Here is a 15,334-nt window from a genome sequence, read left to right as displayed (position 1 = left end):
TGAATGCATGAACCTGCGTTTTCTTCCCTGGTCCTTTGCCCTCGCGCTGCTGGTCGGCTGCAGTACGGTGTCCGCGCCGCACGTGCAGCGCAACGGCAATCTGTCGCCCAGCGCCGACGCCGGCCAGGCGGCCGATGTCGCTGCCGATGCCGCCCGTGAAAGCCAGGGGGCACCGCAGGCGGTGATCCGCCGCGGCACCGGCACCATGATCAACCGCGAGGCCGCGCGTGCGCCGGCACCGGCGCTGCACGGTGCCAGTACCGGCGAGGCGACCTTCAACTTCGAAGGCGAATCGCTGCATGCGGTGGTCAAGGCCATCCTTGGTGACATGCTTGGCCAGAACTACGTGATCGCGCCAGGCGTGCAGGGCACGGTCACCCTTGCCACGCCCAAGCCGGTATCGCCGGCGCAGGCACTGAACCTGCTGGAGATGGTGCTGGGCTGGAACAACGCGCGGATGGTCTACAGCGGTGGGCGCTACAACATCGTCGCCGCCGACCAGGCGCTGGCCGGCACGGTCGCGCCAAGCACGGCACCCGCGGCCAGCGCGCGCGGCTTCGAAGTCCGCGTGGTCCCGCTGCAGTTCATCTCCGCCACCGAAATGAAGAAGGTGCTGGAGCCGTACGCGCGCCCCAACGCCATCGTCAACGTGGACAGTGGCCGCAACGTGATCACCCTGGGGGGTACCCGCGCGGAACTGGAAAACTACCTGCGCACCGTCGAGATCTTCGACGTCGACTGGTTGTCGGGCATGTCGGTGGGCGTGTTCCCGATCCAGTCGGGCAAGGCCGAGCAGGTCGCGGCCGACCTGGAAAAGGTGTTCGGCGAAGAGAGCAAGACGCCCAGCGCCGGCATGTTCCGTTTCCTGCCGCTGGAGAATGCCAACGCCGTGTTGGTGATCACGCCGCAGGTGCGCTACCTGGACCAGATCCAGCAGTGGCTGGATCGTATCGACACCGCTGGTGGCAGCGCCCGCCTGTTCTCCTACGAGCTGCGCTACATCAAGGCGCGCGACCTGGCCGAGCGCCTCAGCGAGGCCTTCGCCAGCAGTGGCAACCGCGGCGGCTCCAGCCCGGCCTCGCTGGCACCGGGCGCCATTCCGTCGCAGCTAGGCGGCGACGGCGACCGTGGCATGGACAACAGCAGCAGCAACCTGGGTTCGACGCTGGGCGGAACCAGTGGTAGTGGCAGTGGCAGCAGCAATGGCAGCCTGAACCTGCCGCAGCGCCAGCCCGGCAACGTCAGTGTCAGCCTGGAAGTGGAGGGCGACCGCGTCGGCGTGTCGGCGGTGGAGGAAACCAACACCCTGCTGGTGCGCTCGACGCCGCAGGCGTGGCGCTCGATCCGCGAGGTGATCGAGAAGCTGGACGTGATGCCGCTGCAGGTACACATCGAAGCCCAGGTGGCCGAGGTCTCGCTGGATGGCGACCTGAAGTACGGCGTGAACTGGTTCTTTGACAATGCCGTGGCCGGGCGTGCCCTGACGGGCGCATTGGGCGGCGTGACCCTGCCGGCGGCAGCGGGTGGCTCGTGGAGCAGCTTCGCCGGTGCCGCAACGGGCGGCGAAGGCCTGGGCTGGGCATTCACCGGCCACAATGGCGCGGCGGTGGTAAGTGCGCTGGACAAGGTCACGGATGTACGCCTGCTGCAGACGCCTTCGGTGTTCGTGCGCAACAACGCCGAGGCCACGCTCAACGTGGGCGACAAGGTGCCGATCAACACCACCACGGTGAACACCGGCGTGGGCACCAGCACCTACAGCTCGGTGCAGTACATCGACACCGGCGTGATCCTGAAGGTGCGCCCGCGCGTGACCCGCGATGGCACGGTGTTCCTGGATATCGTGCAGGAAGTGAGCAGCGCCTCGAACGTGCCCGACAACTGCAATCCGACCGAGCGCAACTGCAACCCGCGAATTTCCACAAAGAAGCTGTCGACCGAAGCGGCGGTGCAGAGCGGCGACACCATCATGCTGGCTGGCCTGATCACGGATTCGGGCACCGATGGCAGCAGCGGCATTCCCGGCCTGAGCCGTATTCCGGTAGTTGGCGCGCTGTTCGGGCAGAAGAGCCGCTCCAGCCGCCGTTCCGAGGTGATCGTGCTGCTGACCCCGAGCATCGTGCGCAACAGCCTGGAATCGCGCAACCTGACCGACGAGTACAGCAAGCGCTTCCGCGCGATGGAGCCGCTGAACCAGCCGCGCGCGAAGAAGTAAGGGGTTACGGCCGGGCGGCGCCCGGCACCCGCCGAGGCCGGAGCAACGGCAACGGCCAAAGCGAAAGCAACAGCAACAGCAACAGCAGCAGCGGGTTTACTGAGGGAGGGTGGGTCGGGGTGGGGTGGCAGGACACGCCGTAAACCCGTCCCTGGGGGCTCGATGGCGCCATCCATGGCGCCAACGGTCCTGCCACCCCACGCCGACCCACCTCTGACAGACTCCCGCGGCTGTTGGTAGGTGTCGACCTTGGTCGACACGGTGGATCCGCGCCATGCGTGGATGACTGTCTGTCAGATTTCGAAATCAGAAAATGGGGTCAGATCCGTTTTCCTCTGGAAAACGGATCTGACCCCAGGCTTTGCCGACAGATCGCAGAAATCTGTCGAAGGCGGGGTGGGTCTGGTTGCGGGGGCGTGAGCCGCATGGATGCGGCGACCGAGCTTACATGGACGTACTTGCAACGTCCCCCGCAACCGGACCCACCCCGCCATCCCACGGATAGCCGGCTTCTGCTGTTGCTTCGGCTTCGGCTCCAGCTCCAGCCTCCGCGGGTGCCGGGTGCAACCCGGCCGATACCCTCCCGGTGCTACGCTGTGGCCACCGACAACCACGGAGGCGGGATGGGGGCGATCGTGTTGTTGCCGCTGTGCGTGGACGATGCCGCACTCGACCGCTGCCTGGCCGCGCTGGATGCCGGCACGGCGCCAGGGACCGCGGTCTGGTTGGCCGATGACGCACAGACCGGGCCACGCGCGCAGGCGGTGGTGGAACACTGGCTGGCGCATACGCCGCTGCAGGCCGAGTACACCCGGCGCGCGCGGCCACTGGGCGAAGTCGCCCATCTGGACGAGATGCTGCGCGCCTGCGATGGCCTGGACGTGGCCGTGCTGGCGCCGGACAGCGTGCCATCACCCGGCTGGTTGCAGCAGTTGCAGGATGCCTTCGCCCGCGATGCCGCGATCGCCACCGCAACCCCCTGGTGCAATGCCGGCGAGACCGCCGCGTGGCCACGGCTGGGCGAGATCAATCCCGAGCCGCAGGACCCGGTCCTGCTGGCGCACACCTGCGCGACGCTGCCGACGCTGCACCCGGAGCTGCCATCGGCGGTCACCCACGCGGTGCTGGTGCGCGGCAACGCGCGCCGTCGCGCCGGCGGCCTGGACGTGGACAGCTACGCTGGCTGGAACGCGGCACTGGTCGACCTCAGCCTGCGCATGGCCGGCCTTGGCTGGCGCAACGTGCTGTGCGAGACCGCCTTCGTCAGCCGGGCAGGGGAGGCGGTCAGCCGCGATGGCGATCTGGAGGCCCTGGCCGCGCGCTGGCCGGCCTGGGTACCGCGGCTGGCCGATTTCCTGATGCACGACCCGCTGCACGGGCTGCGCGCCGACCTGCAGCAGCGCATGCGGCAGGCGATAATGCCGAAGGAACAGGGCGACCTGTTCGTCCCGTCCGCGCCGGAGCCACCCGTTTGAATGTTGCCATCGCCGCCATCGTCGTCACTTACCAGAGTGGGAGCACCATCGATGCCTGCCTCTCGCGCCTGCGCCAGGCGCAGGATGTGGCCGAGATCCGGGTGATCGACAATGGTTCGCTGGATGGCACCCTAGACATCGTGCAGCGGCATGCCAGCCACGATCCACGCGTGCGCTTCGTCGGCAACCCGGACAATCCCGGCTTCGCCGCCGCCAACAACCAGGGCGTGGCCGACTCGCACAGCCCGTGGCTGGCCTTCATCAACCCGGACCTGATGGTCGAGCCGGACACGCTGGCCGAACTGCGCTCCCGCGCCGAAGCGCTGGGCGACTGCCTGCTGGGCGTTGAACAGGTGGACGAGCATGGCCATGCCGACGAGGCGGTGCGCCGCCGCGACCCGGATTTCCTGAGGATGCTGCGTTCGCCCGGCAAGGGCTCGAAGCTGGCGGTTCCGCGTGAGCCGCACCAGGCACTGCAGCGGGTGCCGGCACTATCCGGCGCACTGCTGATGATGCCGCGCGCGCTGTTCGACCGTATCGGTGGCTGGGACGCGGGCTATCGCCTGCACGCCGAGGACCTGGACCTGTGCCGGCGCGCGCGCGAAGCCGGCGCGGTGGTAGCGATCGCCAACGACCTGCAGGTTACCCATGTGCGCGGTGTCTCCAGCCGCTCGCGGCCGTTCTTCGTGGAATGGCACAAGCACAGGGGGCTGTGGCGCTACTTCCAGAAGTTCGAGGCCAGGCAGCGTTCGCTGCCGGTGCGCGCGGCGGTATGGGCTGCGATCTGGGCGCATGCGCTGATGCTGGTGCCGCGCCTGCTGCGCAGGTCGTTGTAGAGCCGAGCCCACGCTCGGCTGCATGGATAGGGGCATCCACGCGTGGTGTGGCTCCACTCGCCGCGCCCACGGTTCACTCCGCCGGGCGCATAATCCGCCCCATGCCTATCATCCAGTCCCTGCTCGACACCGACCTGTACAAGTTCACCATGATGCAGGCGGTGCTCCACCAGCACCCCGGCGCCCAGGTGCAGTACCGGTTCAAGTGCCGCACCCCCGGCATCGACCTGGCAAGCTACATCGCCCAGATCGATGAGGAAATCGACCACCTGTGCAGCCTGCGTTTCAGCGACGCGGAACTGGACTACATGCGCGGCCTGCGCTTCGTGAAGCCGGACTTCGCCGATTTCCTAGGCCTGTTCCATCTGGACCGCAAGTACATCCAGCTGCGTGCGTCGACGGCCGTGCCCGGTGAGATCGAGCTGGACATCACCGGCCCGTGGCTGCACACCATCCTGTTCGAAGTGCCGCTGCTGGCGATCATCAACGAAGTCTGGTTCCGCAACACCACCACGGCCGACTTCGCCGAAGGCGAGCGCCGCCTGCAGGCCAAGGCCGCGCTGCTGCGCGATACCCCCGGTTTCGAGCACTGCCGCATCGCCGACTACGGCAGCCGCCGCCGCTACTCGCGTGACTGGCATGCCCGCCTGCTGCCGCTGCTGCGCGACGCGCTCGGCCCGCAGCTGGTCGGTACCAGCAACGTCCACTTCGCGCGCCTGTATGGCATGACCCCGCACGGCACCATGGCCCACGAGTACCTGCAGGCGTTCCAGGCGCTCGGCCCGCGCCTGCGTGATTCGCAGGTGGCAGCACTGGAATCGTGGGCGCGCGAGTACCGCGGCGATCTTGGCATCGCGCTGTCCGACGTGGTCGGCCTGGACGCGTTCCTGCGCGACTTCGACATGTATTTCTGCAAGCTGTTCGACGGTGTGCGCCATGACTCCGGCGATCCGTTCGACTGGGGCGACCGCATGCTGGCGCATTTCCAGCAGCGCCGGGTCGATCCGCGCAGCAAGGTGCTGGTGTTCAGCGATGGGCTCGACATCGCCAAGGTGATGCGGCTGTACGACTACTTCCGCGGTCGCTGCCAGGTCGCGTTCGGCGTTGGCACCCACCTGACCAATGACCTAGGCCCGACGCCGCTCAACATCGTCATCAAGATGGTCCGCTGCAACGGCCAGCCGGTGGCCAAGCTCAGCGATTCGCCGGGCAAGAGCATGTGCGACGACCCGGGTTACCTGGCCTACCTGCGCCAGGTGTTCGAATTGCCGCAGCCGGAGTAATACCGGCCTGCAGGGCTTACAGGTAGTCGACGACCACCAGGTAGGCGCCCTGCAGCGGCTGCTGCTTCGAAGCCTGCACGCTGTAGCGCTCGGAGAAGGCGATATCGCCGGCGCGCATCGCGCTGGCCGACACCGACAGCTTCTGGCCCTGGCGCTTGCCGTCACGCAGCGTCGCCGCCTGGCCATCGGCCAGTGCCGTCACGGCCACCGTCGAGCCCTTGGCCGACGGTGGGCAGGCCGCCAGGCTCAGCTCACCCTGGGACAGGTTCGTCGTGCAGCCCGGCTCGGCGATACGGCCGCTGAAACGGATGCTGCCGCTGCTGGCCTGGGCCAGCGCACTGACGGACATCAGGGCCACGCACAGCAGAATGGAGTTCCTCATGACACGTTCTCTGGTTCGGTGTGTCCTAGTTAGCGACAGGATCGATCAACCTTTAATAGGACGATTCCGAATCTGCTAGGGCCATCACCAAGAAAGAGTGATGCGCATCAAAGAAGCCAAATTCCCCCTGAAAAATGCCTGTTTCCGCGCGTGCCGAACGCGTCGCGCAATGCGACATCCCCAGTCGTTTGTAGCGTGACCGCGCCCCGCGTCAAAACCCCCGCACCCCGAGGCTGTGATTCGCCTAACACGTCACATTTAAGGCGTCAATGAATTGGCGTTCAGAAAAATAATGAGACTTTCATCACAGTTGTGCCTATACTTGCGTCACGGATTCAGGGAGAGGTATGTCCGAGTCCGGCCACAGGTGAGACGCAAGGATGGGTCTTGTTAGCCCGGCAGTGCTCCTTGCTTCCTCCTCTACTTCTCATCTCTTCAGTAGGGTTAGGTAAAAGCGAATGCACAAGATGAACCTCATTGCCGCTCTGATGCTGGCCGCCGCTCCGCTGGCCGCCAACGCCGCCGACGGCACCATCACCTTCAATGGCAAGGTGACCGACAAGACCTGCACCATCTCGACCCCGGGCGGCAAGGACTTCGCCGTGACCCTGCCGACCGTGTCCAAGAACACCCTGGCCACCGCCGGTGCCGTTGCGGGCCGTACCCCGTTCGCCATCAACCTGACCAAGTGCAGCGCCGGCAACGTCGCCACCTACTTCGAGCCGGGTTCGACCGTCGACTTCAACAGCGGCCGCCTGGTCAACCAGGCCTCGGCCAACGCTGCCACCAACGTGCAGCTGCAGCTGCTGGGCTCGAACAACCAGTTCCTGCCGATCAAGGCTGCCGGCGCTGGCCTGGCGCAGACCAACTCGCAGTGGGTCACCGTCGGCACCGACGGCTCGGCCGATCTGAACTACTACGCTGAGTACTACGCCACTGCCGCCGCCACCCCGGGCGACGTCACCAGCAGCGTCAAGTACACGATCATCTACAACTGATCGTCGTCGTACCCGCACTGGCCGGCGTACGCGCCGGCCAGTGCTTCGCGGCCCCTGGCCACACCCCTCGAGCGTAGTACTTCCGATGAAAGCAATCTTTCCCCGGGCGCTGCTGCTGGCAGCGTTCACGCTGCCCTTCTGCCAGAACGCTCTGGCCGGCGTGGTGGTCAACGGCACGCGAGTGATCTATCCGGCGCAGGCGCGCGAAGTGACCGTGCAGGTCGACAACGTGGGCGATTCGCCGGCGCTGGTCCAGGCCTGGATCGACAGCGGCGACGCCAACCAGACCGCCGACAACAGCGACGCCCCGTTTGTACTGACGCCGCCGATCGCGCGTGTCGAGCCGGGCCGCAGCCAGGCGCTGCGCGTGATCTTCTCCGGTGCGCAGCTGCCGACCGACCGTGAGTCGGTGTTCTGGCTCAACGTGCTGGATGTGCCGCCGTCGCCCGACAACGCCGACAGCGGCGACCAGAATTACCTGCAGGTCGCGTTCCGTTCGCGCCTGAAACTGTTCTACCGGCCGCAGGGCCTGAAGGGCGTCGCCAACGACGCGCCGGCAGCGTTGCGCTGGACCCGCACGGGCGATCGCCTGCGGGTGGAAAACCCCAGCCCCTTCCACGTCACGCTGGCCGAAGTGCATGCCGTGACCGGCAGCAGCGAGAAGACCGTCGAGGACAAGGGCGCCATGGTCGCGCCGAAGCAGAGCCTGGAGTTCACCGCACCGGCGGGCTCCGACCAGGTGCGCTTCATCACCATCAACGATTACGGCGGTCGGGTGGAGCACACGGTCCGCCTCGGCAGTACCGGGGGCTGAACGCGCCGCGCCGGCCATGGGCCTGCGCATCCCGCCACCGCCGCCGTGCGGCGAATTGAAGGAATGTCAGTGTGATCGGAAACAGATTGACATTGTCGATCCACCAGGCGATCTGCCTGCTGGTTGCTGGCGTGGCCTGCCCAGGATGGGCGATGGCTGCGCCGGCCAATCTCGGCGAACAGGCGCTGATGGCGCAGAGCGGTGCGGCCAATGCGCGTGCACCCGAGTCGGCCCAGTTCAACTCCAGCTTCCTCTCCGGCCAGGCCAAGCAGGTCGACCTGGCCTCCTTCACCAATGGCAACCCGATGGTGGCTGGCACCTACCGTGTCGACGTCTACGTCAACGGTGGCTGGCAGGGCCGTCGCGATCTGCAGTTCAAGGCCGATGAGCAGGGCCGCGTCGACGCCTGCCTGCCGCTGCCGATGCTGGAAGAAATGGGTGTGGACAGCGAGGCCGTGCTGCTGCAGCAGGACCCGACGCTGCCGACCGACACGAACAGCTGCGTGCCGGTACAGCGGCGCATGGCCAATGCCTATGGCATCTATGACAGCGGCAACCTGCGCTACGACCTCAGCATCCCGCAGGTGTTCCTGCGCCGTGAGGCGCGCGGCTACGTCAATCCGTCGCTGTGGGACCGCGGCATCAACGCTGGCTTCGTCGGCTACAGCTTCAACGCCATCGACAGCGACAGCCGTGTTGAAGGGGGGCAGCGCAATCGCAGCGCCTACCTCGGCCTCAACGCCGGCCTGAACTTGGGAGGCTGGCAGTTCCGCCACGATTCCAACCTGACCTGGTCCGAAGGCAACGGCCGCCACTGGCAGAGCATTGCCACCTATGCGCAGCGCGGCATCCCGCAGGTGCGCGGCATGCTCACCATTGGTGAGGCCTACACCACGGGCGAGCTGTTCGATTCGATCGGCTACCGGGGTGCCAGCCTGGCCAGCGACGACCGCATGCTGCCCGATTCGCTGCGCGGTTACGCGCCGGTCGTGCGCGGTATTGCCGAAACCAACGCGCGCATCGAAGTGCGCCAGAACCAGCAGCTGATCTACTCCTCCACCGTATCGCCGGGCAGCTTCGTCATCGACGACCTGTACCCGACCGGCTACGGCGGCGACCTGGAAGTGAGCGTGATCGAGGCCGACGGCCGCCGCCGCGAATTCAAGGTGCCGTTCGGTTCTGTGCCGCAGATGCTGCGCGAAGGCGTGTCGCGCTACTCGCTGACCGCCGGCCAGGTGCGCAACAAGCTGCTGGCCGATGAGCCGTGGCTGGTGCAGGGTACCTACCAGCGTGGCATCGGCAACCAGTTGACCCTGTACGGCGGCAGCGCGCTGAGCGAAGGCTACCTGTCGCTGCTGTACGGTGTCGGCCTGTCCACGCGCGTCGGTGCCTTCGCTGCCGACGTCACCCATGCACGGACCTCGTTCGACCACTACGGCAGCCATACCGGCGCCAGTGTGCGGCTGAGCTACAGCAACATGATCGGCGAGACCGGGACCAACCTGACCCTGGCCGCCTACCGCTACTCCACTGAAGGCTTCTACAGCCTGCAGGACGCGCTGTATGGCCGTGATTCGGACAAGCGCGGCATCGATCCGACCACCCGTGGCCGTCAGCGCAGCCAGTTCCAGGTAACGCTGAACCAGCCGCTGGGCCGACGTGGCGGTGCGCTGTACGTGACCGGCTCGGTGCGTGACTTCTACGACCGTTCCGGCACCTCCAAGCAGTACCAGGTGGGCTACAACAACGCCTGGCGCTCGGTGAACTACGGCTTCTCGGCGCTGCGCACCGAAGAAGGCGTGCTCGGCCGTTCCGATACCCAGTACCTGCTGTCGATGAGCGTGCCGCTGGGCCGGGGCACCCACCCGGTGTCGTTCAGCGCCGACCTTGGCGCGCGCGACCGCGGTGGCTACGACAACAGCCGCGTCGGCATCACCGGTTCGGCCGGCGTCGACAACAACTTCAGCTACGGCGTGGCCCTGTCCGATTCCCGCGAGGGTGGCACCACTGCGGTCGGCAATGCCGAGTACCGCAGCCGCTACTCGGCGTTGAACGCCACCTACAGCCACTCGCGTGATTTCCGCCAGGCGTCGGTCGGTGCCAACGGCAGCGTGGTCGTGCATCCGGGCGGCTTCACCTTCACCCCGCAGCGCGGCGACACCATGGTGCTGGTCGAAGCGCCGGGCGCGCGCGATGCGATCGTCAGCAACGCGCCGGGCCTGCGCGTCGATGGCCGCGGCTACGCCGTGGTGCCGTACGTGTCGCCGTACCGCCTCAACACCGTCACCCTCGATCCGCAGGGCATGGCCCACGACGTCGAACTGGAAAGCACCAGCCAGTCCATCGCGCCGTTCGCCGGTGCCATCAGCTACCTGCGCTTCGACACCCGCAAGGGCAACGCGCTGCTGATCCAGGTGCGCAACGCCGATGGCCGCAGCATGCCGTTCGGTGCGCAGGTCAAGGACGAACAGGGCCAGCCGGTCGGCATGGTCAGCCAGGGCGGCCGCCTGTACGTGCGCAGCGAGAAGAACCAGGGCCAGTTGCAGGTCGAGTGGGGCGCCGGTGCCGACCAGCGCTGCACCATTGATTACCAGGTACCGGCGGGCGCCGATGCGTCCAAGACCGGCTTCATCCCGCTGGAGGCAGCATGCCGATGATTTCTTCCCGTGGCCGCCAGGCGCTGGCCGCGCTGGCCGTACTGGGCGGCGTGCTGCTGGCGCAGCAGGCCAGCGCCGCCTGCCGCATCCAGAACAGCTGGTTCATCGCCCAGGACGTGACCATGGACATGGGCCAGATCGTGATCCTGCCCAGCACCCCGGTCGGCGGCGTGATCAAGGAAATCAGTGAACCGATCACCCAGCAGAACAGCGTTGCCCGCTGCGATTCCTGGACTGGCGGTCGTTCGATCGGTGAGTACGTCAACGCAGCGCAGAAGCGCCCCGTGGCCGGCTTCTCGAACGTCTATGAAACCGATGTGGCAGGCGTCGGCATCCGCCTGTACCGCGATTCGGGTGCGATCCAGACCTACTACCCGCACTCGATCAACTTCGGTGGCGGTTCCGTGGTCAGCCTCATCGGTGGCCAGTTCCGCATCCAGCTGATCAAGACCGCTGCGCAGACCGGTTCGGGCGTGATCGCGCCGAACGGCCGCTTCACCAACTACTACTTCGACGGCGATGGCCCCGGGCGCCCGGTACTGACCTCGACGTTCAAGGGCTCGGGCACCACCGTGGTCAGTCCGACCTGTGAAGTGCAGGCCGGCAGCCGCAACATTGCCGTCGATTTCGGCAGCGTGCCCAACACCACCTTCACTGGTGTCGGCTCCAAGGCCGTTGATCGCGACTTCGAGATCCGCCTGAACTGCCAGGGCAGCAACGTTGCCGCCTACCAGAGCAAGATCGGCATCCGCCTCGATGCCGACCAGGACAGCTCGAACATGCCGGGCGTGCTGAAGCTGAGCGCGGCCAGCAACAGTGCCACCCGCATCGGCATCCAGATGGTCCAGCGCGATGGCAGCACCGAGCGTGAAGTGCGCTTCGGCCAGACCATCAACGTTGGCACCACCGCGCCGGGTACCAGCGTCATGGCGCTGCCGCTGCGCGCGCGCTACGTGCAGACCCAGGCCGGTACGGTGGGCGCGGGTGTCGCAAACGGCCAGGCCACGTTCACCATCCAGTACGAGTAAGGCCGCCCCGGCGGCTGCCCCTGCTGCGTTCCGCCGCAACGTCGCCCGGCTCACGGGCGGCGTTGACTGCGTCTTGATCCTGCAACGATGAAGATCGATGCCACGACGCGCATACAGACGCCTTAGTGTGATGTATGTCGCGAATTTGGAGTTTCCTCATGAGGTGACCGTCTCCTGCCTGCGGGTGCTGGACGGCAACGCCGAAAGGATCCAGACGTGGCTACTGCTGCTTGCCCCCTTCCGCGCCGGCTTTCGGGAGCGCTCCGGTGAAGGTCCTGTCGGTGTTCGGCACGCGACCGGAAGCCATCAAGATGGGGCCGCTGGTGCGCGCCCTGGCACACGCTGCGGATATCGAATCGGTGGTCTGCATCACCGGGCAGCACCGGGCGATGCTCGACCAGGTGATGGCGCTGTTCGAGATCACCGCCGACCATGACCTCGATGTCATGGTGCCCAACCAGACCCTCAATGGCCTGTGTTCCAGGCTGTTCGAACGGCTTGACGCGCTCTACACGCAGGTCCGGCCCGACTACGTGCTGGTGCATGGCGATACCACCACGGCGATGACCGCGGCCCTGGCCGCGTTCCATCACCGCATCCCGATCGGCCATGTCGAGGCCGGCCTGCGCACCGGCGACATCCACCGGCCGTGGCCGGAGGAGATGAACCGGCGGGTGATCGATGTGGTCGGCCATCAGTTGTATGCACCCACTCCCGGCTCGCGCGCCAACCTGGCCCGTGAGCACCTGGGCGGGCAGATCCTGGTCACCGGCAACACCGTCATCGATGCCCTGCAGCAGACCGTGCAGCGGCTGGATGCCGATCCGGCACTGCGTGCGCAGGCCGACGAACCCTTCCATATGCTCGACCCCGGCCGCCGGCTGCTGCTGGTCACCGGCCATCGCCGCGAGAGTTTCGGCCAGGGCTTCGAGGACATCTGCCGTGCGCTGGCCGAGCTGGCACGGCGGCCGGACCTGCAGGTGCTGTACCCGGTGCACCTCAACCCGAACGTGCAGGGCCCGGTCAATGCCCACCTCGGCAACCTCGACAACGTGCACCTGGTGCCACCGCAGGATTACCTGCGCTTCGTGCGCCTGATGCAGCGCGCCGACGTCATCCTCACCGACTCCGGTGGCGTGCAGGAAGAAGCCCCGGCGCTGGCCAAACCGGTGCTGGTGATGCGCGATGTCACCGAACGGCCGGAGGCGGTCGAAGCCGGTGTGGTCACGCTGGTCGGCACCACGCCCTCGCGCATCGTCGATGCGGTCAACGCGGTGTTGGCACGCCCCCCGCAGCCGGCCCGCTTCGACCCCGATGCCAGCCCCTACGGGGATGGCCGCGCCAGCGCCCGCATCGTCGCCGCCCTGCGCGGTGCGCCCCTTCCCGAATTCTCGCCCGGCGTCCGCAGCAGCGGCGCCGTCCACCCCATCCACGCGAAGTGACGCCATGACCCAGACCGGCCGCTCTTCCCTGTTTGCATCCGCCGCTGCGTTCGTCCTGTCGGGCGTGGTTGGCAGTGCCCATGCCGCCGACAGCGTCGCCGGCCAGTTCACCGAATGGAGCAGCGACAGCACGGTGAACCGGCAGATGACCCTGCGCGAACTCGGTTTCCGCCAGCCACTGGTGCTGAGCGGGCAGGAGAGCCAGCGCGAGGTCTACCTGCCGGTGCCGGCCGGTGTGGCCACCCGCGACGCGCAGCTGCAGCTGGATGGGCGCTATGTGCGCGGCCACGCCGGGCGCACCTCGGGCCTGTGGTCGGTCGATGGCGACCCGATCGCGGCGCGTTCGATCACCGATGCCCAGGGCGATGCCAGCCAGCTGCTGGCCATCGATGGCGAACCCCGCCAGAGCGGCTTCGTACGGGTCGGCGTCGGCTGGTGGTCGATCGTGTCCGATTACCAGTGCGCCGACCAGAGCGCGCCGGCCAATGTGCTGCGGCTGTCGCCGGACTCGCGTTTCAGCTACCGCTTCGACGGCCGCGCCGTGGATACCGTTGCCAAGGCGTGGGGGGCGCTGCCACCGCGGGTGCGCCTGCTGGTGGATGGCAAGGCGCTGCAGGCACCGGCCTACGATGCGGCCTGGCGCATCGGTACCGCGTTGCAGGCCGGGGGCAAACAGGTGCAGGTGGTGGCCCTGCCCAAGGTCGGTGACAGCGTTGACCTCGCCGGTATCAGCATCCCGGCCAGCCTGCAGGGCGTGCCGGCCTACGCCGCGCTGGCCACGGGTGAGCGCGCGCATGCGATCAGGGATCTGGCCGAAGTCGGCGCGCTGCTGTCATTGCGGGACAGCGGGCCGTTGGCCGCCGATGTGATGATCGGCAGCGATGCACTGCGCGCCGGCGTGCGTGCGGCGCTGGATGCGCTGGCCGTACAGGTCGGTGCGGCGGGGGCCGATGCGGGCACCGCGTTCGCCGCGTGGCGCGGTACCGACATGGGCGGCCTGGAAAAGCCCGCCGCCAACGCGTCGGTCAGCGTGGTGGCCGTGGCCGGGCGTCCGACGCTGGTGGTCGACCCGGCGGCGGCGGGCAAGGTCGCCGGGCTGCTCGCCGAGCAGTGGCGCAGCTATGCACTGGGCCGCAGCCTGCAGGTCAGCGCAGCGGGCACGCCCAGACTGGATGGTGACCAGGTACTGCTGAGCCGGCTCGGCAACATCGCCGGCACCATGGATGTGGTGACCCGCGCCGACCGCAGCGCCAGCTTCGACCTCGGCGCACTGTCGGCCGATGGCCGCCTGCCCGAGCAGGTGGTGATCGATGTCTCGGCGGCCCCCAACGCGGCCGGGCAGGGCGCGGTCGCCACGATCTACCTCAACGATTACCTGCTGGGTGGCAAGGTGCTGTCGGCCAACGGCCAGCCGCAACGGCTGGTGGCCAAGGTGCCGGCCTACGCGCTGTCGGCACGCAACGAGATCCGTGTCAGCTTCCTGCGCCAGCCGGCGCGTCCCTACTGCCACGATCCGGCCACGGGCTATCCGGTCTCGATCCTGCCCAGCAGCCACCTGACCCTGGCCAAGCGTTCGCTGGGCAGTGACTTCGTGGGTGCCAGCAGCCAGCTGTCGCGCGGCAACCAGGTGTTCGTGCCCGGCACCTGGCTGCAGGATGCGCCGGCCTCGCTGGGCAAGGTCATCGCGGTGACCAGCGCAGTGGGCGCATCGCCGGAGGCATCGGAACTGAAGGTGGTCGAAGCCGGTGCCGTGGTCAGCCCGGGCGCGCCGTGGCTGGCGTTCGGCGTGGCGCCATCCGGTGTCGATATGGCCGGCCTGAAGGATGGCCACCTGCTGATCGGCGGCAAGCCGCAACCGCTGTTGGATGTGAGCGGGCTGGATCGTGCCGCGGTGGTGCAGGTGGGGTCGTCCGGTGGCCAGCTGGGCGTTGTTTACAGCGACCTCGGTGCGCAGTCACCGCCGTTCGGCGCCCCATTCCGTTTGCTGCGGGGCGATCTCGCCGTGCTCGACGGCAGTGATGCCGTGCGCGAATTCGACCGCCAGGATCCCTACGGCACGCGTATCGCGCAGGACGGCAACCCGCAATCGAAGTGGGAACGGCACATGGTCTGGCTGCTGCTGGTCGGCGTGATCGTGTTCGCGCTGCTGGCCGCCCGCGTCACCCAGGTGCGTCGCCGCAAGTCCGCCAACACAGGGCACTGAT

10 protein-coding genes and 1 pseudogene are annotated in these 15,334 nt (G+C 67.5%); 10 read left to right on the top strand and 1 reads right to left on the bottom strand.

Annotation, left to right across the window (positions count from 1 at the left end; translation table 11 throughout):
* The first annotated feature begins 7 nt into the window (after nucleotides 1-7).
* From gspD to pncB, 4 genes are all read left to right on the top strand, one after another.
* Complete coding sequence (gene gspD, locus AC5QAB_RS11505; protein ID WP_049404733.1) at nucleotides 8-2,215, top strand: type II secretion system secretin GspD; 2,208 nt, start codon at nucleotides 8-10, stop codon at nucleotides 2,213-2,215.
* Between the two features lie 623 nt (nucleotides 2,216-2,838).
* The gene (locus AC5QAB_RS11500; RefSeq protein WP_495233398.1) at nucleotides 2,839-3,690 is read left to right on the top strand and encodes a glycosyltransferase family 2 protein; all 852 of its coding nucleotides are present in this window, start codon (nucleotides 2,839-2,841) and stop codon (nucleotides 3,688-3,690) included.
* Nucleotides 3,687-4,526 (top strand): glycosyltransferase family 2 protein, encoded by an 840-nt coding sequence (locus tag AC5QAB_RS11495; RefSeq protein WP_014645900.1) that lies wholly within the window; start codon nucleotides 3,687-3,689, stop codon nucleotides 4,524-4,526. Before AC5QAB_RS11500 ends, AC5QAB_RS11495 begins: the two co-directional genes overlap by 4 nt.
* 101 nt (nucleotides 4,527-4,627) lie before the next feature.
* Complete coding sequence (gene pncB / locus AC5QAB_RS11490) at nucleotides 4,628-5,809, top strand: nicotinate phosphoribosyltransferase (RefSeq protein ID WP_014645901.1); 1,182 nt, start codon at nucleotides 4,628-4,630, stop codon at nucleotides 5,807-5,809.
* A gap of 16 nt (nucleotides 5,810-5,825) precedes the next feature.
* Here pncB and AC5QAB_RS11485 read toward each other — a convergent pair whose 3' ends face one another.
* Nucleotides 5,826-6,191, bottom strand: a complete 366-nt coding sequence (locus AC5QAB_RS11485) for a hypothetical protein (RefSeq protein ID WP_014645902.1) — start codon at nucleotides 6,189-6,191, stop codon at nucleotides 5,826-5,828.
* A gap of 458 nt (nucleotides 6,192-6,649) precedes the next feature.
* On the opposite strand from AC5QAB_RS11485, the gene AC5QAB_RS11480 reads away from it, so the two are divergent.
* From AC5QAB_RS11480 to AC5QAB_RS11455, 6 genes and pseudogenes are all read left to right on the top strand, one after another.
* Complete coding sequence (locus AC5QAB_RS11480) at nucleotides 6,650-7,189, top strand: fimbrial protein (protein ID WP_014645903.1); 540 nt, start codon at nucleotides 6,650-6,652, stop codon at nucleotides 7,187-7,189.
* A gap of 85 nt (nucleotides 7,190-7,274) precedes the next feature.
* Complete coding sequence (locus tag AC5QAB_RS11475; RefSeq protein ID WP_014645904.1) at nucleotides 7,275-8,003, top strand: fimbrial biogenesis chaperone; 729 nt, start codon at nucleotides 7,275-7,277, stop codon at nucleotides 8,001-8,003.
* A 92-nt stretch (nucleotides 8,004-8,095) separates the two neighbouring features.
* A complete protein-coding gene (locus tag AC5QAB_RS11470; RefSeq protein ID WP_197557177.1) occupies nucleotides 8,096-10,660 on the top strand; it encodes a fimbria/pilus outer membrane usher protein in 2,565 nt (854 codons plus the stop codon).
* Entirely contained in the window at nucleotides 10,651-11,688 is a 1,038-nt protein-coding gene (locus AC5QAB_RS11465) for a fimbrial protein (RefSeq protein WP_032962457.1), read from the top strand. Before AC5QAB_RS11470 ends, AC5QAB_RS11465 begins: the two co-directional genes overlap by 10 nt.
* A 266-nt stretch (nucleotides 11,689-11,954) precedes the next feature.
* Nucleotides 11,955-13,138 (top strand): annotated as a pseudogene (wecB, locus tag AC5QAB_RS11460) (non-hydrolyzing UDP-N-acetylglucosamine 2-epimerase).
* Nucleotides 13,135-15,333 carry a hypothetical protein gene (locus tag AC5QAB_RS11455; RefSeq protein ID WP_495233397.1) on the top strand — a complete coding sequence of 733 codons (2,199 nt, stop codon included), beginning with the start codon at nucleotides 13,135-13,137 and terminating at the stop codon, nucleotides 15,331-15,333. The pseudogene wecB and the gene AC5QAB_RS11455 overlap by 4 nt, the downstream one beginning before the upstream one ends.
* The last annotated feature ends 1 nt before the right edge of the window (nucleotide 15,334 follow it).

Source organism: Stenotrophomonas sp. YJH_SMC_127 (genome assembly GCF_059372445.1).
The sequence above is the reverse complement of the archived record's forward strand: the minus strand, read 5'-3'. Positions and strand labels throughout refer to the sequence as shown.

Excerpts from the sequence above, each read along its gene's own strand:
- gspD (WP_049404733.1), top strand. The coding sequence starts at position 8 with ATGAACCTGCGTTTTCTTCCCTGGTCCTTTGCCCTCGCGCTGCTGGTC.
- AC5QAB_RS11500 (WP_495233398.1), top strand. The coding sequence starts at position 2,839 with ATGGGGGCGATCGTGTTGTTGCCGCTGTGCGTGGACGATGCCGCACTC.
- pncB (WP_014645901.1), top strand. The coding sequence starts at position 4,628 with ATGCCTATCATCCAGTCCCTGCTCGACACCGACCTGTACAAGTTCACC.
- AC5QAB_RS11485 (WP_014645902.1), bottom strand. The coding sequence starts at position 6,191 with ATGAGGAACTCCATTCTGCTGTGCGTGGCCCTGATGTCCGTCAGTGCG.
- AC5QAB_RS11480 (WP_014645903.1), top strand. The coding sequence starts at position 6,650 with ATGCACAAGATGAACCTCATTGCCGCTCTGATGCTGGCCGCCGCTCCG.
- AC5QAB_RS11475 (WP_014645904.1), top strand. The coding sequence starts at position 7,275 with ATGAAAGCAATCTTTCCCCGGGCGCTGCTGCTGGCAGCGTTCACGCTG.
- AC5QAB_RS11465 (WP_032962457.1), top strand. The coding sequence starts at position 10,651 with ATGCCGATGATTTCTTCCCGTGGCCGCCAGGCGCTGGCCGCGCTGGCC.
- AC5QAB_RS11455 (WP_495233397.1), top strand. The coding sequence starts at position 13,135 with ATGACCCAGACCGGCCGCTCTTCCCTGTTTGCATCCGCCGCTGCGTTC.